The organism is Achromobacter sp. (assembly GCF_032113835.1).
Classification (GTDB): Bacteria; Pseudomonadota; Gammaproteobacteria; order Burkholderiales; family Burkholderiaceae_B; genus Achromobacter.
Window position 1 is genome coordinate 44,212 of record NZ_DAMCTG010000003.1, and the last position, 13,140, is coordinate 57,351.

Genomic DNA, 13,140 nt, shown 5'->3' on the forward strand with positions numbered 1-13,140 from the left:
CCTGCCGCCAACAACAACCACAGGCACGGCGTCCGCCCACCAGGACATCAGGAGACAACCGTGAACACCTGCCCCGCCGAACTGAATTTCGCCAGCCACCTTGCCGCGCTGAACGCGCCGCGCGCCGCCAAGCTGGCTTACATCGACGACACCCGCCAGCTGACGTATGGCGAACTGGCCGAGCGCGTGGCCCGCATGGCGGGCGCGCTGCGCAATCTGGGGCTGCGCCGCGAGGAACGGATCCTGCTGCTGATGCAGGACACAGCCGACTGGCCGGTGGTGTTTCTGGGCGCGCTGCACGCCGGCGTGGTGCCGGTAGCCGTGAACACGCTGCTCACCGCCGACGACTACGCCTACATCGTTGCGCACAGCCGCGTGCGGGCCGTTTTCGTGTCGGGCGCACTGCTGCCGGTGCTGCAATCGGCGCTGGCTCAGGCGCCGGCCGACATCGAACATCTGGTCGTATCGCAGCCCGGCGCCAGCCTGCCCGACGGCGCCCAGGAATTCGAATCGCTGCTGGCGGCCGCCCCGATCGCGCCCGCCGCCCGGACGCTGTCCGACGAGATCGCGTTCTGGCTGTATTCATCCGGGTCCACGGGCAAGCCCAAGGGCGTGGTGCACACCCACGGCAACCTCTGGCACACGGCCGAGCTCTATGCCAAACCCGTGCTCGGCATCCGTGAAGACGACGTGGCGTTCTCGGCCGCGAAACTGTTCTTTGCGTACGGCCTGGGCAACGGACTGACGTTTCCGCTGTCGGTGGGCGCCACCGTCGTGCTGATGGCCGAGCGCCCCACGCCGCAGGCGGTGTTCCAGCGCCTGGTCCGGCATCGTCCCACCGTGTTCTATGGCGTGCCGACGCTGTACGCCAGCATGCTGGCCTCGCCCGACCTGCCCGCCCGCGAACAGGTGGCCATGCGCGTCTGCACGTCCGCCGGCGAGGCCCTGCCGCGCGACATCGGCGAGCGCTTCACGCGCCACTTCGGCTGTGAAATCCTGGACGGCATCGGCTCGACCGAGATGCTGCACATCTTCATTTCGAACCGCGCGGGCCAGTTACGCTACGGCACCACGGGCAAGCCCGTGCCGGGCTACGAGGTCCAACTGCGCGACGACAACGGCGCGCCGGTTGCCCCGGGCGCCATCGGCGATCTCTACATCAAGGGCCCCAGCGCCGCGCTGATGTACTGGAACAACCGCGACAAGACGCGCCAGTGCTTTTTGGGCGACTGGCTGAAAAGCGGCGACAAGTATGTCTGCGACCCCGACGGCTACTACACCTACGCCGGCCGCAGCGACGACATGATCAAGGTCAGCGGCCAGTACGTGTCGCCGGTGGAGGTCGAGAACATCCTGATCCAGCACGAGGCGGTGCTGGAAGCCGCGGTGATCGGCGTGCCGGACCACGACGGCCTGGTCAAGACGAAGGCCTACGTGGTGCTGCGCGCCGGCTTCGAACCCGACGCGCAGACCGGCGCCGCCTTGCAGCATTACGTGAAGCAGCATCTGGCGCCGTTCAAGTACCCGCGCCAGATCGACTTCCTGGAAGAATTGCCCAAGACCGCCACCGGCAAGATCCAGCGGTTCCGCCTGCGCGCGCTGGAAGAGGCCGCGCTATGACTGCCGCCACCCACGCCGCCGCCACCGAGGCCGCCACGGTCTTTGCCAACATTCACGCGCGCGGCCGCGACATGCGGCTGGAATGCGCATGGATCGCGCCGGAACGCGTTGATGCCCCACTTATCGTGTTTTTGCACGAGGGACTGGGATCGGTGTCGATGTGGAAGGACTTTCCGCAGCGTGTCTGCGACGCGGCCGGGTGCCGAGGCCTCGTGTACTCGCGCTATGGATACGGCCAGTCGACCGCGCGGCCGTTGCGTGAAGCGTGGCCCGTGGACTTCATGCACCGCGAAGCACACGAAGTCCTGCCCGCCCTGCTTGAAGTCCTGGGCGTGAACGCGCACCACAGCAAACCGGTGCTGTTCGGCCATAGCGACGGCGGGTCGATCGCGTTGCTGTACGCCGCGCGGTATCCGGATGCGGTCGCCGGCGTGGTGGCCGCGGCGCCGCACATCTTCGTCGAGGACGTCTCGGTGGCCAGCATCGCGCAGGCGCGCCAGACCTATCTGGATTCCGATCTGCGCGCGCGGCTGGGCCGCCATCACCAGGATGTCGACTCGGCATTCTGGGGCTGGAACGACATCTGGCTGAAGCCCGAATTCCGCGCATGGAACATCGAAGACGACTTGAACCGTATCACCTGTCCCGTGCTTGCCATCCAGGGCATGGACGACGAATACGGCACGCTAGAGCAGGTGCGCGGCATCCGCCGACGCGCGCCGCAGACCGAATTGCTGGAGATACCGGATTGCGGGCATTCGCCGCACCGGGATCAACCCGCCACCGTTGTCCAGGCCGTCGCACGCTTTGTGGGCGCGCTGGAAAAACCCGGTTGACCCAGGCCCAGCTACCGGCCCAGGCGTCCGCCCATAACAAGCACGGAGACAAACCATGAACCACGTCCTGACCCGGGCTGCGCTGGCCGCCGCCCTGACGATCGCCGCAAGCGGCGCGCATGCCGACGACAAGCTCAAGGTCGGCTTCATGCTGCCCTACAGCGGCACCTTCGCCGCGCTGGGCAACGCCATCGAGAACGGCTTCAAGCTGTATGTCGCCGAGCAAGGCGGCAAGCTGGGCGGGCGCGAGATCGAATACTTCAAGGTGGACGACGAATCGAACCCGGCCAAGGCCGCTGAGAACGCCAATCGCCTCATCAAGCGCGACCAGGTGGACGTGCTGATCGGCACGGTGCATTCGGGCGTGGCGATGGCGCTGGCCAAGGCGGCCAAGGACGCCGACACCACGCTGATCGTGACCAACGCGGGAGCCAACGCGATCACCGGTCCGCTGTGCGGCCCCGGCATCTTCCGCACCTCGTTCACCAACTGGCAACCCGCCTACGCGATGGGACCCGTAGCGTATGCCAAGGGCCACAAGACCGCCGTGACCATCACGTGGAAATACGCGGCGGGCGACGAGGCCATCGGCGGCTTCAAGGAAGGCTTCGAGAAGGCCGGCGGCAAGGTCGTGCGCGAGCTGAGCCTGCCGTTTCCCAACGTGGAGTTCCAGTCCCTACTGACGGAAATCGCCGCGCTCAAGCCCGACATGGTGTTCACCTTCTTTGCCGGCGGCGGGGCCGTGAAGTTCGTGCAGGACTATCACGCGGCCGGCCTGGACAAAACCATTCCGCTGTACGGCTCGGGCTTTTTGACGGACGGCACGCTGCAAGCCCAGGGGGCGTCCGCGCAGGGGCTGCTGACCACCCTGCACTACGCCGACGGCCTGAACACGCCACGCGACAACGCGTTCCGCGCCGATTATTCCAAGGCGTACAAGATGCAGCCGGACGTTTACGCGGTGCAGGGCTATGACGCCGCGCAGCTCATGCAATCGGGCCTCTCGGCCGTGAAGGGAGATTTCTCGAAGAAGGAAGCCTTCCGCAGCGCCATGCGCACGGCGACCGTGGACAGCCCGCGCGGCTCGTTCACGCTGTCCAAGGCCGGCAATCCGGTGCAGGACATCTACCTGCGCCGCGTCGACGGCCTGGAGAACAAGGTCGTCGAGGTCGCGGTGCAGAAGCTGGCCGACCCCGCGCGCGGCTGCAAGCTGTAACGCTCCGCCACGCGTCCGCCACAGGGAGGCCCCATGGACATCAGCATCCTGCTCATCCAGAGCCTGAACGCATTCCAGTACGGCTTGCTGCTGTTTCTGGTGGCCAGCGGACTCACGCTGATCTTCGGGATCATGGGCATCATCAATCTGGCCCACGGCAGTTTCTACATGATCGGCGCGTACATGGCGTTCGCGCTGGGGCCGGTGGTGGACCGCTGGCTGGGCGGCGGATTTCTCGCGACGCTGGCGGTCTGCGTGCTGGCCGCCGGCGTGCTGGGCTACCTGCTGGAAGCCGCGTTCTTCAGCTACCTGTACAAGCGCAACCATCTGCAGCAGGTGCTGATGACCTACGGCCTGATCCTCGTGTTCGAGGAACTGCGCAGCATTCTCGTGGGCAACGACGTGCACGGCGTGCCGCTGCCGTCGTGGCTGCAGGGCAGCATTGCGTTGGGCGACGTGATGACCTATCCCGTCTACCGGCTGTTCATCTCGGCCGTGGGCATTGCGGTGGCGTTGCTGCTGTACTGGGTCATCTCGCGCACGCGGCTGGGCATGATGCTGCGCGCCGGCGCCAGCAACCGCGAGATGATCAGCTCGCTGGGCATCGACATCAACAAGCTCTACCGCGTGGTGTTCGCGGCCGGCGTGGCGTTGGCGGCGCTGGCCGGCAGCATCGCGGCGCCCGTGTCGTCGGTCTATCCCGGCATGGGCAATGGCGTGCTGATCATCTGTTTCGTGGTGGTGGTGATCGGCGGCATCGGGTCGATCCGCGGCGCCTTCCTGGCCGCGATGCTGGTGGGCTTTGCCGAGACCTTCGGACAGGTGCTGTTCCCGTCCGCGGCGGGTGTGCTGGTCTACCTGCTGATGGCCTTCATTCTGCTGTGCAAGCCCGAAGGGCTGTTCAAACAGGGCTAGGTCCTGTCGACATCAAAAGGACCCTCGCATGCGAACGCCTCTGCTAAACCGAATTCTGCCCTTCGCGGCGCTGCTGGCGCTGGCCGCCTTTTCGTTCAGCGGCAGCGACTACTACACCGGCCTCGCGGTGAAGGTCATGATTTACGCGATCTTCGCGCTCAGCCTGCAACTGCTGGTCGGCGGCGCCGGGCTGGTCAGCCTGGGACACGCCGCGTTCTTCGGCATCGGCGCCTACGTGGCGGCGCTGTTGTCGCCCGAGTCCGAAGCGGCCGGCCTGTGGTGGCTGCTGCCGGCCGCCCTGCTCGCCGCGGCCGCGTATGCGCTGGTCACTGGCGCGCTCGCGCTGCGCACGCGCGGCGTGTATTTCATCATGGTCACGCTGGCCTTTTCGCAAATGGCCTATTACGTCTTTCACGACACCAAGATTGGCGGCGGCAGCGACGGCATCTATCTGTACTTCCGGCCCGAGCTTTCGCTGGGCGGCTGGATGCCGTTCGATTTAAGCAATGGCAGCACGTTCTACTTTTTCGTCCTGGCGTGCCTGGCGCTAGCGTGGGGCTTTCTTGCGCTGCTGCGGCGCTCGCCGTTTGGCGCGGCGTTGGCCGGCATCCGCATCAACGAACAGCGCATGCGCGCGGCGGGCTATTCGACCTATCCGTACAAGCTGGCCGCGTACGTCGTCGGCGCCACGCTGGCAGGGCTGGCGGGCTTTCTGTTTGCGTTGAAGGACGGGTTCGTCACGCCCGAACTGCTGGCGTGGGAACAGTCCGGGCTGGTGCTGCTGATGGTGATTCTGGGCGGCATGGGCAGCCTGGGCGGCGCGGTGCTGGGGACCGTGACGATGGTGCTGCTGCAGGAGCTGTTCCAATCGCAGGATCTGTTTGGCGACTACGCGCGTCACTGGCATCTGCCGCTGGGCATCGCGATCATCGCGCTGGTGGCCCTGCTGCCGAACGGGCTTGCGGGATTGCCGGCGCAATGGCGCGAACGCCGGCAGGCGCGTGTAGCGGACGGCGGAAAGATCGCAGGCAAGGACGACCGAGTCGACACCCGAAGCGACGCCAGCAAAGTCGCAGGCCGGGACGCCATCCCGTCGTCACGCGCAACATCCAAGACGCCTGCCCCCCGCCTGCCGATTCAGGGAGAGCGCCATGTCTGATGTCCTGCTTGCCGCAACCGCGGTCACGCGCCGTTTCGGCGGTCTCACGGCGGTCAACGGCGTGTCGCTCGCATTGCAGCGCGGCCAGGTGCACGCCGTCATCGGCACCAATGGGGCGGGCAAGTCCACGCTCATCAACATCCTGTCGGGCGAACTGGCGGCCAGCAGCGGACAGGTCACGCTGGCGGGCCGCGACATCACCGCGTGGCCGCAACCCGAGCGCGCACGCGCGGGGCTGGGCCGCAGCTATCAACGTTCCACGGTCTTTCCCGAACTCAGCGTGTTTGAGAACTGCCGGCTCGCCGCGCAGGCCAGCCGGCAGCGGTTCTGGCACTGGTGGCGCGATGCCGCCAGTTGCCGGCTCAGCGCCGACCTGGCCGGCGACGCACTGGACCGCACGGGCCTGGCCGCCGACGCCCACCAACCCGCCGGTCTGCTCGCCCACGGCCGCAAGCGCCAGCTCGAGATCGCGATGTGCCTGGCGGGCGAACCGCAGGTACTGCTGCTGGATGAACCGCTGGCGGGCATGGGTCCCGAGGAAACCGACCGCATCCTGGACCTGCTGCAGACGCTGAAGGCCGGCCACGCGATCCTGCTGGTCGAGCACGACATGGACGCCGTGTTCCGCATCGCCGAAACCATCACCGTGATGGTCAACGGCAGCGCAATCGCCAGCGGCGCGCCCGCGCAGATCCGCGCCAATCCCGAGGTGCGCACCGCCTACCTGGGCGAAGACGAAGGAGCGCATTGATGCACACGCTGATCGAAGCCGGCGGCCTGCACGTGTACTACGGCGCCAGCCATGTGCTGCGCGGTGTGGACATGCACATCGCGCCAGGAGAATCCGTGGGTCTGGTGGGCCGCAACGGCATGGGCAAGACCACGCTCATCCGCAGCCTGATGGGCCACGTGAAAAGCGCGCAGGGCAACGTGCGGGTGCGGGGCAGCGACTGCACGCACGCGCAGCCGCACGCGATCGCGCGCATGGGCGTGGCCTACGTGCCCGAGGGGCGCGGCATCTTTCCCAACCTGAACGTGCGCGAGAACCTGCAGGTGGCGGCACGCCCCGGCAAGCGCGCCGGCCAGGACTGGACGTACGCGCGCGTGCTGGATACGTTTCCGCGCCTGCGCGAGCGCCTGGGCCATGGCGGCCAGCAACTGTCGGGCGGCGAGCAGCAGATGCTGGCCATCGGCCGCGCGTTGATGACGAATCCCGACCTCTTGATCCTGGACGAAGCCACCGAAGGCCTTGCGCCGCTGATCGTGGCCGAGATCTGGCGGATCATCCGCGACATCCGCGCGACCGGCATGTCCACGCTGATCGTGGACCGCAACTACCGCGCGGTGCTGGAGCACACGGACCGGTGCCTGGTCATGGAGAAGGGTTTGATTGTGCAGGATGGCGACAGCGCGTCGCTTGCCCGCCAGCCCGAGCAGTTGACGCGCTATCTGGGGGTGTAGCGGCGAGGCGCTTTCGGAAGATGCCCGAAAAGCGCCCGCGCCGCGGCGGCAATCGTCAGATCACCGCTTCGATCAGGAAGGGGCCGCGGCGCTTCAAGCCTTCGGCCAGCGCGCGCGCAAAGCCTTCGACCGTATCCACGCTGACGGCTTCCACGCCCATGCCGCGCGCCAGATGGGTCCATTCCAGGTGCGGATCCTGCAGGTCCAGCATGCGGCGCGCATTGCGGCCCGGCTCCTGCACGCCCACGTTCTTCATCTCGCCGTGCAGCGTGGCGTAGGAACGGTTGGCCAGGATGATGGTCAGGCAATCCAGGTTCTCGCGCGCCTGCGTCCACAAGGCCTGCAACGTGTACATGCCGCTGCCGTCCGCCTGCAGGGTCACGACCTTGCGGTCGGGGCAAGCGACCGCCGCGCCGGTCGCCATCGGCAGGCCGATGCCGATGGCGCCGCCGGTCAGCATCAGCCAGTCGTGCGGCGCGCTGTTGACGCTGTAGAGCGGGAATTCCCGGCCCTGCGTGATGGACTCGTCGCACACGATGGCCTGCTCGGGCAGGTGGTGCGCGACCAGGACGTTGACCGCGGCACTGGTCAGCTTGCCGGAGGCAGGCACTTCGTAGCTAGGCGCGGGCGCGAGCAGCCGCGGCGCGTCGGCGGCGATGCCCAGTTCGTCGGCCAGCCATTCCAGCGCGTGCGGCAGGTCCTGGTCGGCCGTGGCCAGCACGATCTGGTTGCTGTCCTGCGGGGCCAGCAGGCTGGGCTTGCCGGGGTAGGCAAAAAAGCCGACCGGCGACTTTGCGCCCACCAGCACCAGATGCTTCACATCCTTCAGCTTGGCCACGGCCATGTCGATCGGATACGGCAGGCGGTCCACCGGGGTGCGCGCACCGCCGCGCTCGATGCGGCGGTTCGACGTTTCCGACACCAGTCGCACGCCCGTGGCCCGCGCGATGCGGCCGGCGGCGTTCAGGGCGCGCTCGCGCAGCGCGGCGCCGCCCAGCATCAGCACGGTGACTTCGCCCGAACGGATGGCGGCGGCTGCGGCGCGCACGGCCTCGGGCGTGGTCTGCGCCAGCGGCTCGTCCTTGGCCACGATGGGCGCGGGCGCGTTGTCGGGCAGTTCGGTCCAGGCCGTGTCGGCCGGCAGGATCAGGGTGGCGATGTTGCCCGGCGAACGGCGCGCCACGGCCACGGCCTCGGCGGCGTCCGCGGACAGGGCCGACGCCGTCATCGTGCGCTTGACCCAGTGCGACATCGGCCGCGCCACGCCTTCGACGTCGCTGGTCAGCGGCGCGTCGTACTGGACGTGATAGGTGGCGTGGTCGCCCACGATGTTGACCATGGGGGTGCGGGCGCGCTTGGCGTTGTGCAGGTTCGCCAGGCCATTGCCCAGGCCCGGGCCCAGGTGCAGCAGCGTCGCGGCCGGCTTGTCGGCCATGCGCGCGTAGCCGTCGGCCGCGCCCGTCACCACGCCTTCGAACAGGCCCAGCACGCAGCGCATCTTGGGCTTGCGATCCAGCGCCGCCACAAAGTGCATCTCGGATGTGCCCGGGTTTGCAAAGCAAACGTCCACATCATTGGCAAGCAAGGTGTCGCAGAGGCTGTCGGCGCCGTTCATCGTTGTTTCCCTGGTAGTTATCAATGGCAGGCGGGTGGCAAGGCCACCCGCGCAACGGACATCATAGGGAGCCTGGCGGATTCGCGATAGTGCCATTTCGGCTTGCGCGCATGGAACCATTCCGGGCGGGTTCCGTTTGGCGGAACAAACCAGGGCGGCGTCCGGGGAGCGGACGGCCGCGCCGGGTTCGGGGCGCCGTCAGAACGTGGCGCGCAGCGCGAGGCGGAAGGTGCGGGGCTGGCCGAAGTAATTGAAGTAGTCGGTGTTGCCCACCGACTGGTAATAATTCCGGTCGAAGAGGTTGTCCACATTGAACTGCACCGCCAGATTCTTGTTGACGTCGTAGACCGCGTGCAGGCCGACCAGCGTGTAGGCGCCCTGCGAAATCCTGTAGTCGACTCCGCCCGTCGTGCCGGTGTTGAAGATGCCGCTCTGCGCATAGACCGAGCCGCCCACGCGCAGCTTGTTCCATTGGTCCGGCAGGCGGTAATCGGTGGACACCTTCAGCAGGTGACGCGGAAAGGTGCTGGCAAACGTCTGGCCGGCAAGCGGACCCTGCGCGTATTTGGACTGCGTGTAGGTGTAGCCCAGGCTGACGTTCCAGGTCGGCGTGATGGCGCCGTTGATCTCGAAGTCCACGCCACGGTTGCGCACCTTCTCGGCAGCGCGGAAGCAGGAAAGAACGCCCGGCGGGCACAGGTCCATGTCGTAGATCCGGTCGGCCCGGCCCTTCTGGTCCGTCTGGAACAGCGCCAGCGCGGCGTTCACCTTGCGGTCCATGAACTCGCCCTTCAAGCCGATCTCGTAGTTCTGCCCCGTCATCGGCGGCAGCACGCTGCCGTCGACGCCAATGTTCTCCTGCGGCTTGAAGATTTCGGTATAGCTGGCATAGGCCGACAGGTTTTTGTTCAAGTCCTGCACTACGCCGGCATACGGCGTAACCTTGCCGCGCTGCTCATAGCGGCTTCCCGTGCGCATGGTGGTCTGCGCAAAGCGGTCGAATTCGAACCAGCTCATGCGCGCGCCCACGAGGAAGGTCGTACTGTCGGTCAGGCTGAAGCGGCCGGCGGTGTAGATGCCCTGCTGCTTCTGCGTGATGTTGTACTGCCACATGTCCACGTCCAGTCCGGTCGGCGCGGGCGGATTGAACGCGCCCAGATCGTTCATGTCGACCACGTAGCGATAGCTGGCGTCTCGCCCTCCGTGATAGTCGAAGTCGTCCTTGCGCGTGGAGGCGCCCACCACCAGTTCATGCTGGCGGCCCAGCAATTGGAACGGGCCGGACGCGTAAGCGTCCACGCCCCACTGCGTATCGTTGAAATGGAAGAGGCGCGGGTTCAGTGTGAAAAGGTCGCCGGTGGTGCGCTGGGTGTAGTTGCCCAGGAAGTCCGACTTGGCGGACAGCCAGTTCCCGGCCACGGTGAGCTTCCAGCCGTTGTCGAATTCGTGCCTGATGTCGGCGAACAGGTTGGTGTTGCGCTTGTTCACGTAGTTCCAGTCGCCGACCAGGGCGGTCTTGCGCGACATCGGGTAGAACGAACCGTCGGCCCGCGTCGGCAGTCCGGACCAGTCATAGCCCTGGTTGCGGTCCTTCTGGTAGGTCATGCCCGCCGTCACCGTGGTGGCGGGCGTGATGTCGGCCTCCAGGATGCCGTAGAAGAGCGTGTTTTCCTTGCCCGCATGTTGCTGGAAGTCGCCCGAGTTGGTGTAGGCCATCACGGTGCGTCCACGCAGCGTCTTGGCGTCGTTCAGGGGTGAGGACACGTCGAGCATGGTGCGGTAGTCGTCCCACGATCCCGCCGACAGCGTCATGACACCCGTCGTCTCGTAGCCGGGCCGCTTGCGCACCAGGTTGATGGCGGCGGCCGGGTTGCCGGCCCCTTCCAGCAGGCCTGTGGCGCCGCGCACAACCTCGACCCGGTCATAGATCTCGGTGGTCGGCTTGTTGATGGCGTCGAACGAATACGGGTTGGTGATGTTGACCGGCACGCCGTCGATCTGCAGGTTGTCGATCTGTTGGCCACGCGCCTGGTAGGTCGAGCGCTCTGAACCGCTCTGAATCACCGAAATGCCGGTGGTCGCCTGCAGCACATCGTCCAGGTTCCGCATGGACTGGTCGTCCATGCGCTGGCGCGTCACCACCGTGACCGATTGCGGCGTCTCGCGCTGCGACAGATTCAGGCGCGTGGCGCTGTTCGTCACCTGCACGACGTAGGTGTCACTGGTGTCCACGGGTGGCAAATTGCCGGACACCGTGACCGGTGCGAGCGTGGTGGTCTCGGGCGGCGCACGCCGCAGGGTCAGCGTGCCGTCCGCTGCCTGCGTGGACTCGAGTCCGCTGCCCGCCAGGGCGGCGCGCAGCGCCGCGTCCGTGGTGTAGACGCCCCGCACGGCCGGGGCATTCAGGCCGCGCACGAGCTGCGAGTCGTAGGACACCACAGTCCGGGTCAGCCGCGCAATCTCGGTCAGCGTGGCGTCCAGGCTGCCGGCGGGCAGGTCGAACGCGATGGGCGCCCGCGGCTGGGCGTGGGCCGGCTGGCCCAGGCTGGATGCCGCCAGGACCACGGCAAGGCTAAGGACGTGGGGAACAGGCAAAACGCGCATGAGGGTCTCCGATACGTTGCGCACAGTGATATGTGGGTATGTGCCGCGAGATCGGAAAAGTGACAGTGCTCGTGCGAAAAAAAGTGAAAAAAGGCGGTTCAGGCCGATCGGACGTCGATCACGGTGAGCCAGCGCGTGTAGCGGCCGACGGTGATCGGCAACGTATGCTCCAACGCGCTCAGCGCGCGGTCGGTGTCGTCCAGCGGATAGAGACCGGACACCGCCAGGCGGGCAGCCTGCGGGCTGACGCGCAATACGCCCGTGCGGTAGCTGGCCAGCGCGGCCGCGATCTCGCCCAGCGGCTGGTCGCGCGCCTTCAGCCATCCCTCGCGCCACGCGGCGGCGTCGTCCATCGGTTGCGGACGGTCCGCCCAGCCCTCGCCGAAGCGCGCGCCTTGCCCCATCGCCAGCGTCAAGGGCGCAGACTCGCGCGGCAAGACCTCGATACTGCTTTGCAACGCCACGGCCAGGCTGGCCTCTTCTTCCAGCCGCACCATGCAGCCCGCGCCCGCGCTGCGAACCAGCCCGTGCGCAGTATGCACCGCAAACATCGCGGAAAGACCCGTGCGCGGCTGCACCACCAGCGCCCCTTCCAGCAATCGAACGTTGCGCGCGTCCGCCGTGAAATCCAGGTCGACACGGCTGCGCGCGTCCAGGGTCAGCAGGCTGCCGTCCGGCAGCGTGTAGGTCCGGCGTTCGCCCGTAGCCGTGCCCAGATCGGCCGTCAGATTGCCCAGCGGCGTGATGCGGTTGGCCACCCAGCCGCCTGCCGCAGCGGCGCCCGCCAGGGCGGCCGCGTTCAGCAGCACGCGTCTGCGGGCCGGACGCACCAGCGTGCGCCGCAGCGCGTGGTGCTCGTTCTTCATGACCGATTCCAGCCGCCCCACCGACTGGCTCAGCCCTTGCTGCAGCCGCGCCCAGGCAAGTTCATGGGCCGGATCGGCCGCTCGCCAGGCGGCACAGGCGGCGTGATCGGCATCGGTCGCGTCGCCCGAGGTCAGCTTGACCCAGAAGCCGATCGCCCGGTCCCCGGCCTCGGCCACGGTTTGCTCGCGGCTCATGGCGCGTCCGTCAGCGCGTAGCAGCGCTGCAGCGCCTGCGCGATGTACTGGCGCACCATGCTGACCGACACGCCCAGCGCGGCGGCGATCTCCTTGTGCGTCAGGCCATCGAGCTGGCTGTACAGGAACGCGGCGCGCGCCTTCGCCGACAGGCCGTCGAGCATCTGGTCCACCTGCTGCAGCGTCTGCAGGATCGCCAGCTGTTCCTGCGGCGACGGCGCAAACTGCTCGCCCTGATGGAACAGGCTTTCCAGCCACGCGGCTTCCAGCTCGCGGCGGCGCCACAGTTTCCAGACGAGGCGTTTGGCGATGGTGATGATGAGCGCGCGCGGCTCTCGCACGGAGGCGAGCCGCGGCGTCTGGATGAGCTGCACGAACGTGTCGCCCGCGACGTCTTCGGCGTCTTCCAGGTTGCGCAACCGCGTGTAGAGGCGGCCCAGCAGCCATGGCCTGTCTTCGGTGTAGATCCGGGCCAGCAGAGGATGGTCCGAGGTAAGCATGGAAGGCGGAAGCATGGCGCGGCGGGCGGGATCTGCAAATGGGAATCGCTCGCATTCTAACGCAGACGTTCCAGGGCGTCCTTTTCCGCGGCGCTCATCGTCCATGTGCGGTCGCGTCCAAGAAGCGGCAAGGCCTCCCGAAGGAGGCTTGCG

The 13,140-nt window shown here is 67.2% G+C and carries 11 protein-coding genes; 7 read left to right on the plus strand and 4 right to left on the minus strand.

Annotated features, from left to right (window positions below):
• Positions 1-60: 60 nt before the first annotated feature.
• Genes RT697_RS01995 through RT697_RS02025 form a run of 7 tightly spaced genes read left to right on the plus strand, consistent with a single transcriptional unit; the run spans position 61 to position 7,207 of the window.
• On the plus strand, positions 61-1,620 hold the full coding sequence (locus RT697_RS01995; protein ID WP_313696759.1) for a benzoate-CoA ligase family protein: 1,560 nt from the start codon (positions 61-63) through the stop codon (positions 1,618-1,620).
• On the plus strand, positions 1,617-2,456 hold the full coding sequence (locus RT697_RS02000; protein ID WP_313696760.1) for an alpha/beta hydrolase: 840 nt from the start codon (positions 1,617-1,619) through the stop codon (positions 2,454-2,456). The genes RT697_RS01995 and RT697_RS02000 overlap by 4 nt, the downstream gene beginning before the upstream one ends.
• A gap of 55 nt (positions 2,457-2,511) precedes the next feature.
• Complete coding sequence (locus tag RT697_RS02005) at positions 2,512-3,672, plus strand: ABC transporter substrate-binding protein (protein WP_105240169.1); 1,161 nt, start codon at positions 2,512-2,514, stop codon at positions 3,670-3,672.
• A gap of 33 nt (positions 3,673-3,705) precedes the next feature.
• Positions 3,706-4,587, plus strand: a complete 882-nt coding sequence (locus tag RT697_RS02010) for a branched-chain amino acid ABC transporter permease (protein WP_313696761.1) — start codon at positions 3,706-3,708, stop codon at positions 4,585-4,587.
• Between the two features lie 28 nt (positions 4,588-4,615).
• Complete coding sequence (locus RT697_RS02015) at positions 4,616-5,746, plus strand: branched-chain amino acid ABC transporter permease (protein WP_313696762.1); 1,131 nt, start codon at positions 4,616-4,618, stop codon at positions 5,744-5,746.
• On the plus strand, positions 5,739-6,497 hold the full coding sequence (locus RT697_RS02020; protein ID WP_313696763.1) for an ABC transporter ATP-binding protein: 759 nt from the start codon (positions 5,739-5,741) through the stop codon (positions 6,495-6,497). The genes RT697_RS02015 and RT697_RS02020 overlap by 8 nt, the downstream gene beginning before the upstream one ends.
• Positions 6,497-7,207: an ABC transporter ATP-binding protein gene (locus RT697_RS02025; protein WP_175125886.1), complete on the plus strand. Its 711-nt coding sequence runs from the start codon at positions 6,497-6,499 to the stop codon at positions 7,205-7,207. Before RT697_RS02020 ends, RT697_RS02025 begins: the two co-directional genes overlap by 1 nt.
• A gap of 55 nt (positions 7,208-7,262) precedes the next feature.
• On the opposite strand, the gene RT697_RS02030 is transcribed toward RT697_RS02025, so the two are convergent.
• The 4 genes from RT697_RS02030 to RT697_RS02045 form a co-directional block, all read right to left on the minus strand.
• A complete protein-coding gene (locus tag RT697_RS02030; protein WP_313696764.1) occupies positions 7,263-8,822 on the minus strand; it encodes an acetolactate synthase large subunit in 1,560 nt (519 codons plus the stop codon).
• 198 nt (positions 8,823-9,020) lie between these two features.
• Positions 9,021-11,426, minus strand: a complete 2,406-nt coding sequence (locus tag RT697_RS02035; RefSeq protein WP_313696765.1) for a TonB-dependent siderophore receptor — start codon at positions 11,424-11,426, stop codon at positions 9,021-9,023.
• Between the two features lie 98 nt (positions 11,427-11,524).
• Positions 11,525-12,487, minus strand: a complete 963-nt coding sequence (locus RT697_RS02040; RefSeq protein WP_313696766.1) for a FecR domain-containing protein — start codon at positions 12,485-12,487, stop codon at positions 11,525-11,527.
• Positions 12,484-13,002: a sigma-70 family RNA polymerase sigma factor gene (locus tag RT697_RS02045; RefSeq protein WP_313696767.1), complete on the minus strand. Its 519-nt coding sequence runs from the start codon at positions 13,000-13,002 to the stop codon at positions 12,484-12,486. Before RT697_RS02045 ends, RT697_RS02040 begins: the two co-directional genes overlap by 4 nt.
• Positions 13,003-13,140 lie beyond the last annotated feature (138 nt).